At 40.8% G+C, this 20,592-nt stretch carries 21 protein-coding genes and 1 other RNA gene; 13 read left to right on the forward strand and 9 right to left on the reverse strand.

Annotated features, from left to right (window positions below; translation table 11 throughout):
• Window positions 1-144: 144 nt before the first annotated feature.
• Window positions 145-1,356, forward strand: coding sequence for a nucleotidyltransferase family protein (locus NZ848_RS19480; protein WP_259016924.1), 1,212 nt, complete (start codon window positions 145-147; stop codon window positions 1,354-1,356).
• A 49-nt stretch (window positions 1,357-1,405) separates the two neighbouring features.
• On the opposite strand, the gene ssrA is transcribed toward NZ848_RS19480, so the two are convergent.
• Together ssrA and NZ848_RS19490 are read right to left on the reverse strand one after the other, a co-directional pair.
• Window positions 1,406-1,779, reverse strand: a transfer-messenger RNA (tmRNA) gene (gene ssrA, locus NZ848_RS19485).
• A gap of 125 nt (window positions 1,780-1,904) precedes the next feature.
• Window positions 1,905-4,016 (reverse strand): Tex family protein, encoded by a 2,112-nt coding sequence (locus NZ848_RS19490; RefSeq protein WP_259016925.1) that lies wholly within the window; start codon window positions 4,014-4,016, stop codon window positions 1,905-1,907.
• 73 nt (window positions 4,017-4,089) lie between these two features.
• On the opposite strand from NZ848_RS19490, the gene NZ848_RS19495 reads away from it, so the two are divergent.
• Window positions 4,090-4,593 (forward strand): hypothetical protein, encoded by a 504-nt coding sequence (locus NZ848_RS19495; protein ID WP_259016926.1) that lies wholly within the window; start codon window positions 4,090-4,092, stop codon window positions 4,591-4,593.
• Window positions 4,594-4,708: 115 nt separating this feature from the next.
• On the forward strand, window positions 4,709-5,932 hold the full coding sequence (locus NZ848_RS19500; RefSeq protein ID WP_259016927.1) for a BaiN/RdsA family NAD(P)/FAD-dependent oxidoreductase: 1,224 nt from the start codon (window positions 4,709-4,711) through the stop codon (window positions 5,930-5,932).
• Here the strand turns inward: NZ848_RS19500 and NZ848_RS19505 are convergent.
• Both NZ848_RS19505 and NZ848_RS19510 read right to left on the reverse strand, forming a co-directional pair.
• Window positions 5,927-6,346 carry a DUF1801 domain-containing protein gene (locus NZ848_RS19505; protein ID WP_253535018.1) on the reverse strand — a complete coding sequence of 140 codons (420 nt, stop codon included), beginning with the start codon at window positions 6,344-6,346 and terminating at the stop codon, window positions 5,927-5,929. The genes NZ848_RS19500 and NZ848_RS19505 overlap by 6 nt on opposite strands.
• Window positions 6,324-7,715 carry a sodium:solute symporter family protein gene (locus NZ848_RS19510; protein WP_259016928.1) on the reverse strand — a complete coding sequence of 464 codons (1,392 nt, stop codon included), beginning with the start codon at window positions 7,713-7,715 and terminating at the stop codon, window positions 6,324-6,326. Before NZ848_RS19510 ends, NZ848_RS19505 begins: the two co-directional genes overlap by 23 nt.
• A gap of 234 nt (window positions 7,716-7,949) precedes the next feature.
• On the opposite strand from NZ848_RS19510, the gene NZ848_RS19515 reads away from it, so the two are divergent.
• Window positions 7,950-8,783, forward strand: a complete 834-nt coding sequence (locus NZ848_RS19515; protein WP_259016929.1) for a tyrosine-type recombinase/integrase — start codon at window positions 7,950-7,952, stop codon at window positions 8,781-8,783.
• Between the two features lie 49 nt (window positions 8,784-8,832).
• On the opposite strand, the gene pdxA is transcribed toward NZ848_RS19515, so the two are convergent.
• Window positions 8,833-9,909, reverse strand: a complete 1,077-nt coding sequence (gene pdxA, locus NZ848_RS19520; protein ID WP_259016930.1) for a 4-hydroxythreonine-4-phosphate dehydrogenase PdxA — start codon at window positions 9,907-9,909, stop codon at window positions 8,833-8,835.
• Window positions 9,910-10,079: 170 nt separating this feature from the next.
• Here pdxA and NZ848_RS19525 point away from each other — a divergent pair, with 170 nt between their 5' ends.
• The gene (locus NZ848_RS19525) at window positions 10,080-11,036 is read left to right on the forward strand and encodes an NAD(P)-dependent oxidoreductase (RefSeq protein ID WP_259016931.1); all 957 of its coding nucleotides are present in this window, start codon (window positions 10,080-10,082) and stop codon (window positions 11,034-11,036) included.
• 18 nt (window positions 11,037-11,054) lie between these two features.
• Here NZ848_RS19525 and ybeY read toward each other — a convergent pair whose 3' ends face one another.
• Together ybeY and meaB are read right to left on the reverse strand one after the other, a co-directional pair.
• Entirely contained in the window at window positions 11,055-11,471 is a 417-nt protein-coding gene (gene ybeY, locus NZ848_RS19530; protein WP_259016932.1) for an rRNA maturation RNase YbeY, read from the reverse strand.
• 26 nt (window positions 11,472-11,497) lie between these two features.
• Window positions 11,498-12,481, reverse strand: a complete 984-nt coding sequence (meaB, locus tag NZ848_RS19535; protein WP_259016933.1) for a methylmalonyl Co-A mutase-associated GTPase MeaB — start codon at window positions 12,479-12,481, stop codon at window positions 11,498-11,500.
• A gap of 162 nt (window positions 12,482-12,643) precedes the next feature.
• Here meaB and gcvH point away from each other — a divergent pair, with 162 nt between their 5' ends.
• From gcvH to NZ848_RS19575, 8 genes are all read left to right on the forward strand, one after another.
• A complete protein-coding gene (gene gcvH / locus NZ848_RS19540; RefSeq protein WP_253535034.1) occupies window positions 12,644-13,021 on the forward strand; it encodes a glycine cleavage system protein GcvH in 378 nt (125 codons plus the stop codon).
• Window positions 13,022-13,105: 84 nt separating this feature from the next.
• Entirely contained in the window at window positions 13,106-14,386 is a 1,281-nt protein-coding gene (locus NZ848_RS19545; protein WP_259016934.1) for a dihydroorotase, read from the forward strand.
• A gap of 23 nt (window positions 14,387-14,409) precedes the next feature.
• Window positions 14,410-14,940: a DUF4199 domain-containing protein gene (locus NZ848_RS19550; protein WP_259016935.1), complete on the forward strand. Its 531-nt coding sequence runs from the start codon at window positions 14,410-14,412 to the stop codon at window positions 14,938-14,940.
• A 49-nt stretch (window positions 14,941-14,989) separates the two neighbouring features.
• Window positions 14,990-15,505 (forward strand): DUF4199 domain-containing protein, encoded by a 516-nt coding sequence (locus NZ848_RS19555; RefSeq protein ID WP_253535051.1) that lies wholly within the window; start codon window positions 14,990-14,992, stop codon window positions 15,503-15,505.
• 3 nt (window positions 15,506-15,508) lie between these two features.
• Window positions 15,509-16,231, forward strand: coding sequence for a gliding motility-associated ABC transporter permease subunit GldF (gldF, locus tag NZ848_RS19560; RefSeq protein WP_259016936.1), 723 nt, complete (start codon window positions 15,509-15,511; stop codon window positions 16,229-16,231).
• A 19-nt stretch (window positions 16,232-16,250) separates the two neighbouring features.
• A complete protein-coding gene (locus tag NZ848_RS19565) occupies window positions 16,251-17,039 on the forward strand; it encodes a PhzF family phenazine biosynthesis protein (RefSeq protein WP_259016937.1) in 789 nt (262 codons plus the stop codon).
• A 192-nt stretch (window positions 17,040-17,231) separates the two neighbouring features.
• The gene (gene queA / locus NZ848_RS19570) at window positions 17,232-18,284 is read left to right on the forward strand and encodes a tRNA preQ1(34) S-adenosylmethionine ribosyltransferase-isomerase QueA (RefSeq protein WP_101727173.1); all 1,053 of its coding nucleotides are present in this window, start codon (window positions 17,232-17,234) and stop codon (window positions 18,282-18,284) included.
• Between the two features lie 91 nt (window positions 18,285-18,375).
• Window positions 18,376-19,074, forward strand: coding sequence for a 2-C-methyl-D-erythritol 4-phosphate cytidylyltransferase (locus NZ848_RS19575; RefSeq protein ID WP_259016938.1), 699 nt, complete (start codon window positions 18,376-18,378; stop codon window positions 19,072-19,074).
• Here NZ848_RS19575 and NZ848_RS19580 read toward each other — a convergent pair.
• Both NZ848_RS19580 and NZ848_RS19585 read right to left on the reverse strand, forming a co-directional pair.
• Entirely contained in the window at window positions 19,056-19,862 is an 807-nt protein-coding gene (locus tag NZ848_RS19580) for a hypothetical protein (protein WP_259016939.1), read from the reverse strand. The genes NZ848_RS19575 and NZ848_RS19580 overlap by 19 nt on opposite strands.
• A gap of 1 nt (window position 19,863) precedes the next feature.
• Entirely contained in the window at window positions 19,864-20,580 is a 717-nt protein-coding gene (locus NZ848_RS19585) for an SDR family NAD(P)-dependent oxidoreductase (protein WP_259016940.1), read from the reverse strand.
• Window positions 20,581-20,592 lie beyond the last annotated feature (12 nt).

Below are 20,592 nucleotides of genomic sequence, written 5' to 3' on the forward strand. Positions count from 1 at the left end.
CCATAACAAAGATATGTAATCTCTTCTTCAATTTATCTGCTATTTTCGTTTACTTTGAATATATTTTCAATGGTAATCGCACCAAAACTTATTTCGTGACTTTAACTGCACCCTCAGTTATATAGATTTATAGCAAAACTTAATATGGATAAACGTACAAAACAATTTACGTTAGAGCTGCTGATTTTGATAGAGGCAATTAAATTGACGCTTTTAAAAGAAAATTCCACCTATTTTGAAAACCTGATTAATGACCCTAAAGTTAACTGGACACGCCTGCATGGACTGGCTTTTTACCATCGCATACGTCCATTTTTATATGAAGCCTGCCGCAGGGTAGGTATTCAGAACGAATACGTGGATAATCTGAAGAGAATTACACACCAACAGGTTATTAACCACCTGGCAAGTAGAAAAGAACTGGGTCGGATTCTTCATTTTTTTAGTGAAAATAACGTTCAAGCCATACCTTATAAAGGTATTTTGTTTTCAGAGAAAATCTATAAAAACCAAATTGTAAGAGAAAGTGTAGATGTAGATATAATCGTGAAGCCCGAACACGCCATGAAAGGCGTTAAGTTGCTTCTGGAAGATGGATATATACTAAGTCTGGGTCATTATAACCAGAAAGATTCTGTTGAAATAAATGACGAACTGATAAATGAGCTGCTGACACGCAATGAAAATCAGGAAATTGGTTTTGATAAAATTTTTGGCCCTGCCGTTAGAGTACATATTGATTACCACTGGTCGATAGGTGAAAAATTTCATGATTATGTATTGGAGGTAGATGATATGCTTAGCAAGTCTGTGGTTGAAAACTTCCAGAATCAGCAATTACTGGTACCCAATTCTGAAATTATTTTCAAGATGATTATGAATCACCACGGAGGCAGGGGGTGCTGGGTAAGGTTAAAAGATTTTTGTGACCTGATTGCTTACCGGAATAGTTTCCCTGAACATGATGACCAGGTTTTAAGTAATTGGTCGGCCGAGATGAAGATGCGGAAGGTTTTTGAAGTGGGTAATGCCATTATGAATAATCTGTTTTTTGAGCCTGCAAATTTCAACAGTTTTGAACAGCAGATACAACAAAGAATTTTTGATTTCTGGGAGGCAGGCAAGCACTATGACCGCGTATGGCCTAAATTCAAATATAATATTATCTATAAAAACCTGCAAGATAAACCCCTCAGCTGGATAGGCCTAATCAACAAATTGGTTCAGTTTTATTCTGTAACCAGTAAACTTGAGCGGCCCAGGTTAATTGTTTTTCCGGATAGATACATTTATCTGAACGCATTTACAAAGTTCGTATCCTATCTGTGGTTCAGGGCAAAATCAAAGAAGAACTAAGTTTTTTTACTGGCTGAAAAAAGAAAAAGCACCTTTAAAGGTGCTTTTTTTGTGGAGACGCAGAGAGTCGAACTCTGGTCCGAACATGGCACTTGTCGAGCCTTCTACATGTTTATTCGGTCTTAATTTTCGAGAAAAGGTAGGTGTCCGACATACCGGATCTTTTCCTTAGAAACCTAAATACTAATCAAGAACAAGTTCCCCGCACTTAATCGCCTCTGCAGGTCGACACTCCGGAATCCCCGCGGCAGAGGTTAGCCAGGGCGGAATGTGGCTAAAAGTTTAATTCACTCCGGAATTAAGCAGCCATGGCATACGAAGTATTGCCAGTTATTGTTCGGAAGAATTTTTAACAGGAGGTTCTACCAACTCCTGACATGCTTTTACTCGCAACCACTCACGCCGTCAAAACCGGTCGTCCCCATGGTCATTATAAGACAAAAAAAATTTATGAAAAGTTCGTGCCATTAAGAAATTATTGTTCACCAGGGGGAACTAATCAATCATACTTTTAAAACATATTTATTCGTTCCGCCTGGGTAATGGCATCAGAACTTCATGCTCAGGGCAATACGTTTACGGGGTATGTCTACTTCTGTTACTTTCACCTGCACTTTCTGATGCACCTTTACTACCTCATTGGGGTCTTTAATAAAACGGTTGGCCATTTGTGAAACATGCACCAGCCCGTCCTGATGCACTCCTATATCCACAAAGCACCCGAACGCCGTTATATTGGTCACAATACCAGGTAACACCATACCTTCTTTCAAGTCATCTATTTTGTGTACATCAGCCGAAAACTCAAACTCTTCTAATGCCTCGCGTGGGTCTCTGCCTGGTTTTTGTAGTTCAGATAAAATATCGTTCAGTGTAGGCAAACCCACAGTTGGGGTTACATAGTTATTCAGGTTTATTTTCGATTTTATGCTTGCATTATTTATCAGGTCAGACACCTTCAAGCCTAAATCTTTGGCCATTTTCTCAACAATCGGGTAGGTTTCCGGATGCACTGCCGAGTTATCCAACGGGTTTTTTGCTCCATTAATACGCAAAAAACCTGCACATTGCTCAAATGCTTTAGCGCCTAGACGAGGTACTTTTTTCAATTCGGCTCTTGACCCAAATGCACCATTCTGCGCGCGGTACTCAACAATGTTCTGAGCCAGAGCAGGGCCCAGACCAGATACATAGCTAAGCAAATGCTTACTGGCAGTGTTGAGTTCTACACCCACCAGATTCACGCAGCTTTCAACCACTGAATCCAGACTTTCTTTCAGCATTTTCTGCTCAACGTCGTGCTGGTATTGACCGACTCCGATTGACTTGGGGTCAATTTTAACCAGTTCGGCCAGTGGGTCCATTAATCGCCGGCCAATAGAAACTGCGCCACGTACTGTTACATCTTTTTTAGGAAACTCATCTCGTGCAATTTCAGAAGCCGAATAGATAGAAGCCCCTTGTTCCGACACCACATGCACCTGTATTTTATCCAGCTTTAATGATTTCACAAAACCCTCGGTCTCACGGCTGGCAGTACCGTTACCAATGGCAATGGCCTGTATTTTATAATCAAGTACCAGTTTTTTTACCATTCCTTCGGCCTCCATTTTCTTATCGAACGGATATATCACCGTGTCGTAAATCAAATCGCCCTGCTCGTTCAAAACCACAGTTTTACAGCCTGTTCTGAAACCCGGGTCAATGGCCAGCACACGCTTTTGCCCAAGCGGAGACGCCAGAAGCAATTGCCGGAGATTGCCTGTAAATATCTTGATGGCCTCTGCGTCTGCTTTTTGTTTCGAGAGGTTCGAAAACTCCGTTTCAATACTAGGTTTCAGCAATCGGCTATAAGAATCTGTGATGGCATCAGCCACCTGATCTTTGGCTTCAGGCAAGCCTCGCAGATAAATTCTGTCGAGGGCATCAACTCCGCGTTCTTCATCTATTGATATAACAACAGACAATATTCCCTCTTCTTCGCCTCGCCTGATGGCCAGCAAACGATGAGATGGAATGCGCGATAATGGTTCTGAAAACTCGAAATAATCCTGATATTTGGCTCCTTCTTCCTTTTTGCCCTTTTTTACTTTGGCTGTAACGATGGCTTCCCGGTCAAATATCTTCCTCACGGCATTTCTCGCTTGTATGTCTTCATTAATCCATTCGGCCATTATATCTCTTGCACCTTGCAGGGCATCATTAATGCTTTCAACTTTATCGTTCAGGTATTTTTCGGCTATGGCTTCAATGTTACGGTCTTTTTGCGCAAATATGATTTTTGCCAGCGGTTCCAGACCTTTTTCAATAGCCATGGTAGCACGTGTTTTGCGCTTTTGTTTATAAGGCAGGTATAAATCTTCCAGTTCGTTCAGATACAATGCATTACGAAGCTTTTCCAACAGCTCTGGAGTCATTTTCCCCTGTTCTTCAATAGATTTAATAATGGCCTCCCGCCGCTTATCCGCCTCCTGAAATTTTCCGTACAAATCTTTCACCTGGGCTATCTGCACTTCATCCATACTACCTGTCATTTCTTTACGGTAGCGGGCAATAAAGGGTACAGTAGCGCCTTCCTCCAATAAGTTTATGGTATTGGTAACATATTTTTCAGCTGCGTTTACAGCTTGTACTATAATTTGTATTTGTTTTGTTGTCATGGTTCCAACCTTTTTGTTAGAAACTGAATCCTTGAGTATAGAATCAATTCAAACACAAAAATCTATTATAAAAATGAAAATTCAACTTTTTATAGGCATCATTCTTTCCACATTATCTTTTGTAGGCTGTGAACAGCAATCGGATGATGTAATGACGAAAACGTCAAAGGATTTGAATACAATGGTCATTAAACACGGTACCTCATTTGGTATGTGCCTGGGCCCATGCAAAAGAGAATTGACATTAATGGGCGACGAAGCCTCGTTCACTATTTATTTTAACAGTGGCCGCGGTTCTCAGGGTGGTGACCCACAAACGTATAAAGAGAAACTTACAACAGATTATATGAATGAGCTGGTGAAAAGTGTTGATTTTGAGCAGTTTAAAAACTTGAAAGAGGTGATTGGCTGCCCTGATTGCGCTGATGGCGGGGCTGAATGGGTTGAAATAACCATGAACGATTCGAGACATAAAGTTACATTTGAGCATGGCCAAGACGTGAAAGAATTTGCGCCTCTTTTGAAAGTACTTCGTGAAAAAAGGGAGTATTTTGAAAACAAATATGTAAAATACTAATATTATTCAGCAGGTATTTTGAAATCTGCCTTATAAACACTTGCTTTGCAGCCATTAGTCACCTTAGCTTGAATATCAGCTAAGGTGACTTTTTTTTAACCTTTTTAATTTTATCATGTACGACCTTCTCATTATTGGTGGTGGAGCAGCAGGTTTTTTTACGGCTATTAATGCTGCCGAAAGAAACAAAAACCTGCGGATTGCTATTCTGGAGCGCGGAAGAGATGTTTTACAAAAAGTTAAGGTGTCTGGCGGTGGGCGTTGCAATGTAACCCACGCCTGTTTTGAGCCTTCGGCACTCATTAATTTTTACCCGAGAGGAAATCAGGAATTGCTGGAGCCCTTTAAAAGATTTAATCCGGCACACACCATTGATTGGTTTGAAAGCCGGGGAGTAAGAATAAAAAAAGAATCTGACGGACGGATGTTTCCGGTCAGTAATTCATCGCAAAGCATTATTGATTGCTTTTTAGATGCCTGTTATAAAAACAGGATTGAAATTATTACCAATACGCGTGTTGAAAGCATTGAAAATAATGGCGGAAACTGGCAATTGAATGCCATTGGTGACAGACAGTTTACTACAAAAAAGCTAATGATAGCCACCGGAAGCGATAACGCAGTCTGGAAATTATTACAGAATCTGGGAATTGAAACGGTGTCGGCTGTTCCTTCTTTGTTTACTTTTAATATTAAAGACGAGCGCATTCAGGATTTAATGGGTATCAGCACAGAAAATGTTATATGCAGGCTGAGCGATTCTAAAAATAAAGCACTGAATGCCTACACTTCTAATGGAGCCTTACTTATTACCCATTGGGGTTTGTCTGGCCCTGCTATTCTGAAATTGTCGGCCTGGGCTGCCCGTGACCTGCACGATGCCAACTACGAATTTAACATATCTGTAAACTGGCTGGGTACGCCGGATATTGAAAAAGTTAGGCAGCACCTACACCAGCAGATTATAAACCAGCCTAAAAAGAATGTGCTGGCTAATGCAGAGTTTGGTATGTCAATCAGGCTTTGGAAAAGCTTGTGCATGGCCGCTGGGGTAGGAGAATACCAGAAATGGGCTGAAACAGGTAAAAAACACATAGCAAAACTGGTAGAACAATTGACCGACTGCCGCTTTAGTGTTAAAGGTAAAAGTACATTTAAAGAAGAATTTGTAACAGCCGGAGGCGTTGACCTGGCAGAGGTAGATTTCAGTACTTTCAGCCTTAAAAAATATCCCAACCTATACATGGCCGGCGAGGTACTGAATATTGATGCCGTAACAGGCGGTTTTAATTTTCAGGCAGCTTGGACAGGCGCCTGGATTGCCGCACAAAGTTTATGATTTTTTCCGGCGGGCTGTCTGAAGCATATCGGTAAATACGTTTCGCTCATTCATTTCATCAAGTATCAGCGCTTCGTTTAGTATTTCAATAAAAGACTGTTTTTTGTTCTGTAAGTCGTCAATATCAGTAAAAGTGATGCCTTGTATATACTTTCTGCCTTTCGCATCTAAAAGTCCCTGCTCGTTAGATAACTGATAACCTCTCAGAAAACACAATTCCAGACCCTTTTTGGGGTGTATTTTGCCTATATAGCACACATCATGCTTCACTTTGTACATAGGGGTATTGATACTGAAATGCTCCTGCATTTTAGGATGAGCATTCATAATCAGTTCCTGAAGACCTGCAATCAATTTGCCAATATGTGGTAGCTGATGACTTTTAAAGTCTTCAACCGACAGGTAGTTTGTCATTGGGTTTAATGAATGAACCGACGAACATTCCTGTAATACTGGCCAGCAGACCATAAATAATACCGGGTGTATCGGTCGGATAAAATTGTAAAGTAAGCCAGACGGTCATGCCCATAACCATTGAAAGTAACGCCCCTAGTGCCGACGCTCTTTTCCAGTACAGGCCTGATGCCAACGGCACAAACAAAGCCACCAGACTAACGGCTGATGACTCGCCCACCAACTCATATATTTCAGCCTTGTTGAGCGATAATATAACGCTCACCATTGTAATACCAATTACTGAAAGCCTCATAATTTGCAAAAGTCTTTTGTCAGACAGCTTATGACCGTATAGAGGCTTAAGCAGGTTTTCGCCTACAACTGTTGCAGGCGCCAGCACAGCCCCACTGCATGTACTTAAAATGGCAGAAAGCAAAGCCCCAAAAAAAAGTATTTGTATACCCAGGCCAGAATGACGCAGCACCAGAAACGGAATAGCCATCTGGGTATCACCTGCTTTTATGTCAGGATACAGCAAACTTCCGCACAGCGCAATTACTAAAGGCATACACGCCACGCTCATATACATAAACGCCGACCAGTACGCACCTCTTACGGCAACATTCTCTGATTTGGCCGACAAAACCCGTTGAAAAATATCCTGCTGAGGTATCGAACCCCAGCCAATGGTTATCCAGGCAGCAAAATAGGTTATCCAACTGCTGAATGAATGCTCTTTGGGTACAAATCTGAAGAAACCCGTTGGGGTTTTGTTTATCAGTTCGCCCCAGCCGCCAATTTTACCCAAAAGCTCTAGCATTAAAATAAGCATACCTACTATAATAATGGCCGTTTGAATGGTATCTGTAATAGATACCGACCACATACCACCCACATAGGTATAAAACACAACCACCGAGGCGCATATCAAAACACCATAAACAAAGGGGATACCCGCAATGGCCTGTAAAACTATGGCAAGGGCTACTAACTGAGCAGCTATCCAACTGAAATAAGAGGGTATTAGAAAAAGTGCCGAAATCCATTCAAGGCTATTGCTGTACCTGATTCTGAAATAATCGCTGAACGTAAGAATGTTTAGTTTATAAAGCGGGCGTGCAAAAAATAAGCCTATGAGCAGTAAGCATAACGACGCCCCGAAGGGGTCTTCAATGACACCCAACAGGCCATTCTGCACAAATTCTGATGACGCCCCCATAACCGTTTCTGAGCCAAACCACGTAGCAAACAGACCCGACGCAACCACGTAAGTTGGCATTCTGCGGCCTGCAATGGCAAAATCACTGGCTGTTTTAACAAATTTAGAGGCAAACCACCCTACAAGTACTGTTCCCAGAAGGTAAATAAAAATAAACGTTAATAGCATGCTTAGTCAGCTTTGATACGGTTGGCTTTAATCAGGTTTTGAAAATAGTAATTTTTGGAGTTCAGTGCCCGCTAATGTGGTTTTTTATTTAAAAATATTGTTTCATTTGCAAAATTTTTTAAAAAAGGCGCCTAGTTTCGTTTTTTAATATCAACTTTGTGCTTTCATCTCTGACATAGCCAAACACCACAGAGAAAAGTTTAAACCATTTCTTAATTAAAAAATTGCCCAACAGTGACCCATCTCATTGAGCGATTTACAGAAATTCTGAAGAAGGGAAAGTACAACTCCCAAACTATAGCCGCTTATAGAAACGCCATTTTTGTTTTTTACAACCATTTTCGTGACCTGCCGCAAAGCAAAATCACAGATGAACTTGTATCTAATTATCTTTTGGAACTGAGCGAAAGGAAGGGGGCCGGGTCTGAGGCTTCAAAGCAGGCAGGAAAAGCCATTAAGCTTTTTTTTGAACTGATTTTCAAGCGCAAGCTGGGAATAAAAAGTTCAGGCCGCATGAAAGAAGATACGCTGCCCGAGGTACTGACCGAGAAAGAAGTTGAATGTATAATAAGCGTGCTTGATAACCCCAAGCATAAAGCTTTAATGGCAACAATTTATGCCCTTGGCTTAAAGCTGAGCGATGTGCTTGTGCTTAAAATTAATGATATTGACTGGCAGGCTCGCCATATTACCATTCCTTCTTCAAAAACAGATAAAGGCCGCAAACTCAGGATTCCCTCAAAACTGATTCCTATTCTGATTGCTTACTTTGAAAAACATAAACCTGAAGAGTTGTTGTTTGTAGGCGAAAAAGGAAAAACATACAGCCCGCGTAGTGTGCAGTTGGTTTTTCAGCAGGCTTTGCAGAAAGCTAAAATTGATAAAAACGCCACGGTTCACACACTTCGCCATAGTTATGCGGTGCATTGTCTGGAACGAGGAATGGACATACACCTGCTTAAAGATATTCTGGGCCATAAGTACCTTCAAACTACTTCAATCTATTATCAACTGGCCAATATTGACCTGGCCAACCTCAGAAGCCCGTTTGAAGATCTTGAAATTTAAGGTTCTAATAAAAAACCCGATGAAACTAATTCCATCGGGTTTTTTATGCTTAATCTTCCATGCTGGCTTCTTTCAGCACTATATTTTTCTTTTTCAACGAATTAGCCTCCAGTTCACTTAATTCAGCCCTGTTTTTGGCCACATCAACAGCCGTATAGATGGCATGAATCATAGACGACTCATCTGCCTCATTTTTTCCGGCAATATCATAGGCTGTTCCGTGGTCTGGCGATGTGCGCACTTTTGGTAGCGCAGCTGTAAAGTTTACACCGTTTTCAAATGCCAGCATCTTAAATGGCATCAGCCCCTGGTCGTGGTACATGGCCAGAACAGCATCATACTGTTTCCAGGCGGCAGTTCCGAAAAAGCCATCAGCCGGAAACGGCCCAAAAACCAACGTGCCTTTTTTCTTTAGTTCTGTTAAAGCCGGTTGTATAATTTCTTTCTCTTCATTACCCAGCAAACCGTTTTCACCCGCATGCGGATTCAGCCCCAAAACCGCAATGCGTGGTCTCTGGACACCGAAATCTCTCTTCAATGAAGTATGTATCTGCTCTATTTTCTTAATTATCAGTTCTTTGTTTATTTTTTGTTTTACCTGCTCAATAGGTACATGTCCGGTGGCTACGCCTATCTTAAGGGTATCACTCACCATAAACATCAAGACGTCTTCTACTTCAAATTCACTGGCCAGGTATTCAGTATGGCCAGGAAACTTAAACTCATCGCTCTGTATATTATGCTTATTAATAGGCGCTGTTACCAAAGCATCTAACTTGCCTGCTTTCAGGTCGGCCACGGCTCTTTTCAAAGACTCAAACGCCAGTTTACCTGCTTCCGGCGTTACTTTACCGGGTTGTAGTTCCAGGTTCTGGTCGTTCATGCAATTAATTACATTTACCTGCTTATGGTTAATCTGGTCAATTTTCTGAATCGTAAAAAACTGCCAATCTTTTAGTTCAAGCATTTGCCGGTACTTGTTTATGATTTTCCCTGAGCCATAAATAACAGGTGTACATATTCTGTTTAAACGATTTCCTCCAACTGCCTTCAGTATCACTTCCGGTCCGATGCCGTTCATGTCGCCGATACTAATGCCAATTACGGGTTTATGTTGTTCGCTCACTTTTCTATTGATTTAATTATTTCAATTCTTTCTTAAATGATATGTTATCGGGCAGGCGGTGGGTTTTCCGACAAATATGTATTGATTCTTGCCGATATTTGTTTGACAATATGGTTGGCAAACGTAATTTTGCCGCAATTTACTGACAAACATACGATAAAAAAAATACTGTGAATACAATTAAGCCTGGTAAGAAAGGTTCTGTTTTGATTGTGGATGAAATGCACCCGAGTATCATGCCTATGCTTGACGGTATTGGCCTGGTACCAGATTACCAGCCCAAAATAAAACGGCAGGAGATAATTGCGTGTTTGGGTAATTATGTGGGCATGATAATCAGAAGTAAAACCTTTGTTGATGATGAACTACTGCAAAATGCAAATTCGCTGAAATTTATTGCCAGGGCAGGGGCGGGGCTTGATTTAATTGATGAAGAGCTGGCAAGCCAAAAAGGCATTGTAGTATTTGCCGCTAATGAAGGCAACAGGGTTGCTGTTGCCGAACATGTACTGGGTATGCTACTGGTTTTAATGAATAATCTGCTCATAGCAGACAGGCAGGTAAGAGAAGGCAGATGGCTGAGAGAGGAAAACAGAGGTTACGAGCTTTACGGAAAAACCGTAGGTATTATAGGCTATGGCAACAATGGCTCTGAAACCGCCAGAAGGTTTGCCGCTTTTGGATGCAAGGTACTGGTTTATGATAAATACAAAACGGGTTTTTCTGATGAATACATAAAGGAGGCCGCAATGGAGGATATTTTTGAAGAGGCTGATATCCTTAGTTTGCACATACCATTAACTCGTGAAACGCACAAAATGGTAGATAATACCTTTTTAAGCAGTTTTGCCAAAAGTATCTATTTTGTAAATGCCGCCAGAGGAGAAATAGTAATGCTTGATGCCATTCTGGCGGGCCTTAAATCGGGTAAAATAACAGGGGCCTGCCTCGACGTGCTTGAGAACGAAAAACTTCACCAGTTGTCAGAAGATTCGAAAGGAACTTTTGAACAGTTAATTATGTCAGATAAAGTGATTTTTACACCCCATATAGCTGGTTGGACGCACGAATCGTACGTACGGATAAATGAGGTACTGATACAAAAAATAAAAGAATTGATTAAATAAACATCTATTTTGATGCGCTTACTGAAACAATTGCAAATATTGATTTTCTTTTGTGCGCATCAGTTTTTCTTCTTCATCTGTTTTATCCATATAGCCGCAAAGATGTAAAACCCCGTGTGCCAGTACGCGTTTCAGTTCATGTTCAAAACTAGCCTGAAATGCGGTGGCATTGTCTTTTACACGGTCTATACTAATAAATATGTCTCCGTCAATGCGTTCTTCTTCTTCCGAATTGTCAAAAGTGATAATATCCGTCAGAAAGTCATGATCAAGGTATTCAATATTAATTTTCAGCAGGTAGTCGTCTGAGCAGAAAATGTAATTGATATCTCCGGCCTTAAAGCCTTCCTCTTCAATAATACGCTTCAGCCAGTTTTTAATCTTAAGCTTTTGCTGCAACCTGAAATCAATATCTTCAACATGAAAATTAATCATACAACACCTTTCTTTATTTTTTCTAATTATTTTCTGATACTGTTTAGCAACTCTCTGGCACCCTGAATAGCCAGCATTTTGCCCGATAAAATGTTTGTTTCAACCTCGTTCATTTTACTTTTTATAACCGGATTACCGAAAAACTCTTCTTCCAGTGTCTGTTTTATATACGTATGCAGCCATTCAAGGTTTTGTTTTTGTCGGTTTTGCTGCCAGAAACCGTTCTGCTGCATTTGGTTTACATAGGCAATTATCGTGTTCCAGATTTCTTCAATACCTGTATTATTTAAGGCAGAACAAGTAAGAACAGGAGTTTGCCACCCATTGCCTGCGGCGGGGTACAAATGCAGTGCCTGCAGGTATTCAAGCCTGGCATTTTTAGAAGCCTGCATATTATCTCCGTCGGCTTTTGTAATGGCAATGGCATCTGCCATTTCAATAATGCCACGTTTTATACCTTGTAGTTCATCGCCTGCTCCGGCAAGCATCAATAGCAAAAAGAAGTCAACCATTCCTTTTACCACTGTTTCCGATTGTCCGACGCCAACGGTTTCAACTAATATTACCTCAAACTGAGCCGCTTCGCATAATAGAATTGTCTCGCGGGTTTTATTGGCTACCCCCCCAAGGCTGTTGCCTGCCGGCGAGGGGCGTATATACGCAAGCGGGTCATGCGCCAGCTCTTCCATGCGGGTTTTGTCGCCCATTATACTGCCTTTGGTAATCTGGCTGGTGGGGTCTATGGCCAGTACGGCAATTTTTTTGTTCAGGGCGGTAATGGTTTTACCAAAAACCTCAATAAAAGTGCTTTTACCCACACCGGGTACACCGGTTACCCCCAGCCGGATAGATTTACCCGTATAGGGCAACAGTTGTTCCAGCAGTTGTTGTGCCAGAGCCTTGTCTTGTGGTAACTGACTTTCAATAAGCGTAATAGCACGGCTAAGTATCATCCTGTTGCCGGATAATACACCCTCTATATATGCTTGTATTGAAAGCCTTTTTTGCATTGTATATAATTGTGTGCCAAAGATAAGCGCGTTTTGTTTCGTAATTCAAAAACAGTAAAGGCTTATTTTGTTGGCTTATCAGCTTTTTTTTAACCGGGAATTTTTCAAGTTTCCGACAAATCTACTAACTTGCGGTCGAAATTATAAAACACTTCACGAAAAATGAATTTTCCTTCAGATTTACGTTACACCCAGGAACACGAATGGATTAAGCTAGAAAGTGGCAATGTTGCTGTGGTTGGTATTACTTATTTTGCACAAAGCGAATTAGGTGATATAGTTTTTGTTGAGATAGAAACCCAGGGACAGGAACTGGCAGCTAACGCCATCTTCGGCACTGTTGAGGCCGTTAAAACCGTTTCTGACTTATTTTTGCCGGTGTCCGGAAAAATAATTGAGGTAAATTCAGCACTGGCCAACAATCCGGAATTGTTAAACTCTGACCCTTACGGTGAAGGATGGCTGATTAAAGTGGAGGTAGCTAATGTTGCTGAGATAGACTCTTTGTTAGATGCTGAGGCTTACCAAAAAATTATCTAAGCATAAGATTATGACATTCGAATCGAAGATATTTTAAACAGAGATGCCCTGCTAAGGGCATTTTTTTTGAATTTTTATAGGAAAATGAAAACTTTGCTAAAATCTGTAAAGATTATAGACGCCAAATCTGACTACAACAGCCAGATAAAAGATATACTGATAGAGGACGGTAAAATCAGCAGGATTGCTGACCTTATAGACGAAAAAGCAGATAAACTGATTGAAGGAGAAAACCTGCATGTATCTACTGGCTGGATAGACCTGCGTGTATCGCCGAAAGACCCCGGGTACGAATCGAAAGAAGATTTAAGTTCTTTATGCCGGGCTGCAGCAGCAGGTGGTTTTACTACTGTTGTTACCTTACCTAATACAAAGCCTGTTGTTCAAACCAAAGAATCTATTGCTTATTATAAAGGTTTTTCTAAAACCCAGGTGGTAGACATACTACCTGCCGCAGCCGTAACAAAAAATTGTGAGGGAAAAGACTTTACAGAAATGCTTGACCTTCATCATGCCGGTGCCGTGGCTTTTACAGATGGAGACCACCCGCTTTGGAATGCCGACATCCTGCTTAAAACGCTTCAGTATTTATATCCTATAGATGGTTTATTGATGAATAGACCGGAAGAGACCACGCTGGCTATGTTTGGCCAGATGCATGAAGGCATAGAAAGTACTTTGTTGGGTATGAAAGGTATTCCGTCAACGGCAGAGGAGTTGATTATTATGCGCGACTTGAAATTACTTGAATATGCTTACAGCCAGATAAGTGAGAAAAAAGAAAACCCTGCATTGCATTTTTCAACTATTTCAACCGCCAGGGCAGTAGAATTAATAAGAGAGGCCAAAGCCAAAGGCTTGCCTGTCAGCTGCGATATTGCCGCACATCAACTTGTATTTACAGATGCTGATTTGAAAGAGTTTGATACGAATCTGAAAGTAAATCCGCCTTTCAGAACCGTTACTGATATAGAAGCACTAGTAGCCGGCCTGGCCGATGGCACAATTGATGCGATCGTGTCTGACCACAACCCGCAGGATGAAGAGTCTAAAAACCTGGAATTTGATATGGCAGATTTCGGAATTATAGGGCTTGAAACCACTTTTGCGGTAGCCAATACCTACGGGCAGTTATCGATTGAGAAACTGATAAGCAAGCTTACCACTAATCCGGCAGGTTTATTGCGTTTAACATCTAACACCATAACAGAAGAGTCTCCTGCCAATTTAACTGTGTTTAACCCTGATTTAGAATGGATTTTCACTGAAAAAGATATCCGCTCAAAATCTAAAAATACACCATTTGTGGGGCATACTTTTAAAGGCAAGGTAGTTGCGGTAGTGAATAAGAACCTGGTAGCCTGAGCGCTGCTTTTGAAAAAGATATTATGCTAAAGAACAGAATTATCAGACACTCGCTGCTTTATGGAAGCATGGCAGCTGCCATTTGTATATTGGTGGCGCTTATTCAGTTTTATGGTATTCATAAAAGTCCGTTCGGGCGTTACAAACTACCGGCCTTTGGTATAAACGTTCTTTTTATTCTGATTGCCATCTGGACCTACCGGGCCACTAACCGAGGCGTTTTAACTTTTACCGAAGGCTTTTCGGTGGGTTTTCTTACCAATTTGTTTGCTGCTTTTATTACTGCCACATCGTATTTCATTTTTTTGCAATTGGCAGGTAATGAAGCCATTATGCTTTGGGTAAATGAAAACATACAGGCCATTGAAAAAATCAGAGACAGCCATATCAAGAACTTCGGCTTGCAGGAATACACCCAACTGTTGGAACAGGCTAAACAGGTACCGTCTGCAGGGTATGTTTTTCTGGACGAAATAGGCAAAAAACAGATTTGTATTATTGCCGTAACAATTATTTCTTTGATTTTCAGACGACATACCTTCAATATTTCGTAAATTTTAATAATTTTAGTTTATATTAGAATTTAAAATATAATCAACAATTATGGAACAACCCTCAACTGCGCGTGTAGCTCTTAAGTGGGGCATTATTATTGCCGTAATTACAGGTATTTATTCAGTGGTAAGCTATACAACCGGTTTGTTCAAAAGCGGTTTTTCTAGCGCTGTGAATTATCTTTTTCTTTTATTCGGTATTATTCTTGCCATCCGGGAGTTCAGAGCCTTGAACGAGAATTTTATTAGTTTTGGTGAGTCGCTTGGCGTTGGTACGCTGGTTAGTGCCGTTACCGGGGTAATTTCTTCTGTTTTTGCCTACGTTTACATTTTTTTTATTGATACAACCCTCATGGGCCAAATGCAAGACCTGCAACGTGATAATTGGGAGGCCCAGGGCTTAACAGAAGAACAGATTAATCAGGCTATTGAAATATCTGCTCCTTTTACAACACCAGGTTTTATGTTTCTTATCGGGCTTTTAGTTTATATGCTAATTGGTTTTGTGTGTTCTTTAATCATATCAGCTATAATGAAGAGAGATAAACCGGAAATGAATTTTTAATACATGCTAAATATATTCAGAAAAGAGCTCAGTAGTTTTCTTAATTCGCTGGTGGCCTACATAGTTATCGGGGTTTTTCTGGTTCTGGCTGGCTTGTTTACCTGGGTTTTTGAGGGCAATGTGCTAGACTACGGCTTTGCCGACATGACAAGCTTTTTTCAGTTGGCGCCCTACATTTTTATTTTTCTGATTCCGGCCATTACCATGCGTCTTTTTTCGGAAGAATTTAAATCAGGTACCATTGAGCTTTTATTTACCAAACCACTAACCGACTGGCAAATTATTATCGGTAAGTTTCTGGCCTCGTTTTTTTTAATAGTAATAGCGCTTTTACCTACATTGCTTTATTATTATTCGTTGTCGGTTCTGGGTAACCCCAAGGCCAATATTGATACTTCTTCGGTAATCGGCTCATATATAGGCCTGTTTTATCTGGGTGCTGTATTTGCATCTATCGGGCTGTTTACGTCTTCGCTTACCGATAACCAGGTGGTTGCCTTCATTTTGGGTTCGGTTGGTTGTTTTATTCTTTATGATGGTGTTCATCAACTGGCCCAGCTATTCAATGGGGTTACGCAATATTCAATAGATTACCTTGGCCTCAGCTTTCATTATGAATCAATCAGCCGTGGCCTGGTAGACTCCCGCACGCTAGTCTATTTTACAAGCATTATTGTTTTAATGCTCTACTTTACAAAAATTCAGGTTTCAGGTAAAAAAAGCTGAAATTAATTAAAATCTACGTATGCAATTACCTATATATCAGGTTGATGCCTTTACTGATAAATTATTTGGTGGGAATCCTGCGGCAGTAGTGCCTCTGAATGAATGGTTGCCAGAAGAGCTTATGCAAAACATTGCACTTGAAAACAATCTTTCAGAAACTGCTTTTTTTGTACCAACAGATAACGGTTATCATATCCGTTGGTTTACGCCTGTTGCAGAGGTTGCCCTGTGTGGCCATGCAACCCTGGCTACTGCCTGCGTTTTGTTTAAAAGGCTTAACTATAATGCAGATGCTATCTTGTTTGAGTCAAAAAGCGGAGTGTTAAAAGTAACAAATACAGGCGATTTATTGGAACTTGATTTTCCTGTACAGCCAATTACCCCTGCTTCTGCACCCGATTTACTTGTAGATGGCATTGGTAAATTACCTTTGGAAATTTACCGCGCAGCAGACGACTACGTACTGGTATATGCCGCACAAAATGATATTGAAAACCTGCAACCTGATTTCGGTATACTGAAAAAGGTAAAAGCCAGAGGCATCATTGTTACGGCGCCGGCGGCCTCTGATGAACTAGATTTTGTTTGCAGATTCTTTGGCCCCGCCGTAGGTGTTAACGAAGACCCCGTAACAGGTTCTGCTTTTACAAAACTGGTGCCTTATTGGGCAAAAAGAACCGGTAAATTTGCATTGAGGGCCGAGCAGGTTTCAGCAAGGAGGGGTAAAGTTCTTTGTAAAATACATGAAAACAGGGTATTAATTGCAGGCTCAGCCAGAATTTATCTGGAAGGCACTATAACCGTTTAATCTCATTTTCAAACATTTATGTCAAAAGACTTGACACCCCCTATCTTGATTTAGTACATTTGCGACCTAAAAAACTGAAGGCCAGGGAATATTCCTTTACCTTTTTTTCTTCATGCAGGTAAAATTTATCCCCAAACATGAAGAAATTCAACAAAAATTTTCCGTTCTCTACGGAATCGGGGATTCTATAAAATGAAACTTTCAGAATTTAAATTTGATTTGCCTCATAGTCTGGTGGCCATGTATCCTCCTGAACAACGCGATGGAGCGAGAATGATGGTTGTAAACAGAAAAACAAAAAAGATAGAACATAAAATGTTTAAGGATATTGTTGATTACTTTGGTGAAAAAGACACCCTGGTAGTTAATGATACCAAAGTTTTTCCGGCTCGTTTATATGGGTCAAAAGAAAAAACCGGCGCCAAAATTGAAGTTTTTTTATTGCGTGAACTGAACAGAGAAATGCGTTTGTGGGATGTGCTGGTTGACCCCGCAAGAAAAATCAGAGTAGGTAATAAATTGTATTTTGGTGATAGCGACCTGGTTGCAGAGGTAATAGATAATACTACTTCCCGCGGGCGCACTATCCGTTTTCTTTTTGACGGCTCGCATGAGGAAATGATGAAAACCATCCACGAACTGGGTGAAACGCCGTTGCCTATTGATATTATCAAAAGAAAAGTTACTGACCAGGACCGCGAAAGATACCAGACCATATTTGCAGATAAAGAAGGTGCAGTAGCGGCACCAACTGCCGGTATGCACTTTACAAGAAACGTGCAACGCCGCATGGAAATAAACGGGGTTAATTTCTGCCCGGTTACACTTCATATCGGTATAGGTACGTTCCGTCAGGTTGATGTTGAGGATTTAACCAAACATAAAACCGACTCAGAGAATTTCTTTATTCCGGATAACACCTGCCAGATAGTGAACGATTCAATAGATAAAGAAGGTAAAATTTGTGCTATTGGTACTACCGTACTGAAAGCGCTTGAATCTTCTGTATCTGCCAGTAATCATCTGAAACCAGTGGATAACGGTTGGACGGATAAATTCATTTTCCCTCCGTACGACTTCAAGATTACCAATTCACTGCTTACCAACTTTCATTTGCCTGAGTCTATTCTTATTATGATGGCTTGTGCGTTTGGTGGCTACGAATTAATTATGCAGGCCTACCATGAAGCCATCAAAGAAAAGTATAAGTTCTTTACTTATGGCGATGTGATGTTGATTCTTTAACACAGGAATTAAGAAAATAAACTATATATTGAACCGGGAAATGGAGAGCGCTTTCATTTCCCGGTTTGTTTATTACCTAAAACACATTCTGATGGAAAAGCAAAAATTTGCTGTTTTAGTAGCAGGTGGCAGCGGTTCGCGAATGGGTAGCGATATACCCAAGCAGTTTCTGCCCTTATCTGGTAAACCAATACTGTTGCATACTATTGAAAAGTTTCTACAAGTAGAGGGCATCCGGATTATACTGGTTTTGCCAGAGAAAGATATTGAATTCTGGGGCGAAATTATTTCTTATGAAGACTTCGCCAATCCTCATTTAGATTCGCTGCAAGTAGTTGTTGGTGGCAAAAGCCGTTTTCAGTCTGTAAAAAACGGCTTGGCATTTGTGCCTGATGATGCCCTGGTTGCCATACATGACGGCGTAAGACCATTGATTGATATCCAGACCATCAAACAGTCTTTTGATTTAGCAGCAGAAAGTGGAAGTGCAGTTACCAGCGTACCGCTGAAAGACTCTATACGGCAAATAGATGATAATGGAAAAAATCTGGCTGTTGAAAGAAGTAAATACCGCCTGATGCAGACGCCTCAGACATTTCAGTCTGGTTTGATTAAAGCTGCCTATTCATTGACCGAGCAGGATTCTTTTACCGATTGTGCCAGTGTTTGTGAAATGGCAGGCTACTCGGTGAACCTGATTGACGGAGCCTACGAAAACATTAAAATTACTACGCCGGAAGATATGATTGTGGCAGAAGCGCTCTTAAGAAATTATTTAAGGCAGTCGTAGTTGAAAGTAGAAGTGTTTGATATTGTGCCTGGCGGGTCGTTTCTGATGATTCTGATTTTATCCGGATACCCCTTGTCGTTATAAGTCAGTTCTCTTTTGGATTGCAGGCTTTCAGTTTCTTTGAATGAATCTGACTGAAAAGTAAATACTTTTGAGGAAACTATGTTGTTATCGCCGAATGGAAGAAACGAATTGAGGGGGCGTACAAGCCAGTAAAATTTTATTTCTGGTATGCCCGAAAAGAAATTGCGTTTATTGTCGAAGGTATGTTCGGTTATGGTAGGCGGGGCGACCAGGTCAGACCTGAAAACCCTGAAGGGATTCCCAAGATTATTGTATTCAATGCTTCTGTTTATACCCAGCTTATACCTGCTCAAAACATTAATGGGTCTGTTTCGTAGGTCATATTCCACGGTTATTTCATCATCGGGGTCACCGTTGGTGGTCTGAACAATTTTAACGGCATTATCTCGGCCGTCATAAGTTCCTTCAAATCTTTTTATATTTTTCAAATCTGCCTCATCTCTTACCGCTTTTACTCTGCCTTTTGAATCATACTCAAAAAATGCAATTACTTTATTGACTGTATCTTTACTGGCATTAAGGTCAAAGCTGAGGAGTTTTTCTATTCTGCCATCTTTTAAAATAATAAAATCATAATGAAATGTTTTAATGATTGGGTTTTCTTGTACAAACCTTACCAACCTGCAGGTGTCCAGGTCTTCAACCTTACGGCAGGCAGATACAAACAATACCAGAAAAATAGTCAGTAGAAGAAGAAGTCTCATTTCAGAAGATTTTGGCCAATAACCATTCGGGTAATATTTTCATTAAAGTTGCTAATAAAACATACCTTTTGGTAACATAAACCACACTTTTTTTAGCTGCTATGGCATTGGCAATCTGTGCCGCTGCTTTTTCAGGAGTAGCCACCCAAAACATACCTTTATTTTGTTTGGTCATGGGTGTATCAACAAAACCCGGCCTAATATCTGTAACCTGAATATGATGGTTGTTTTTTGCCGAACGTAGCCGCAGGCCTTCCATATAGCTCGAAACAAAGGCTTTAGAGGCATGGTACTCCGGCGCATAAGGACTGCTACGCACAGCCGCAACTGATGACACCCCCACAATGTGCCCGCCACCTTTCTTTTTAAAATAATCGTAAGCCCATTGGGCAATGCCCACAAAGCCTCTTACGTTAGTGTCTATGGTTTTTATTTCTTCATCAAATGTAGCCTTACCAAAACCCACCCCGGCATTAATAATAATCTGGTCAAATCCACCATTGATATCGGCCAGCATTTGCATAATTTTTCTGGCGTTTTCAAAATCTGACATATCCATTTCAGCTATATGCACCGGTTTATCAGGATAGGCATTCCTGATTTCTTCAAGCAAGGCTAAACGACGGCCGGTTAGGGTTACTTCATTGCCCTGTGCAATCAGTTTTTCTGCCAAAGCCCGACCTATGCCCGATGTGGCGCCTATAATGATGGTTTTCATTGATGTATAATA

It is taken from the genome of Emticicia fluvialis (assembly GCF_024793945.1).
GTDB classification, from domain to species: Bacteria; Bacteroidota; Bacteroidia; order Cytophagales; family Spirosomataceae; genus Emticicia; species Emticicia fluvialis.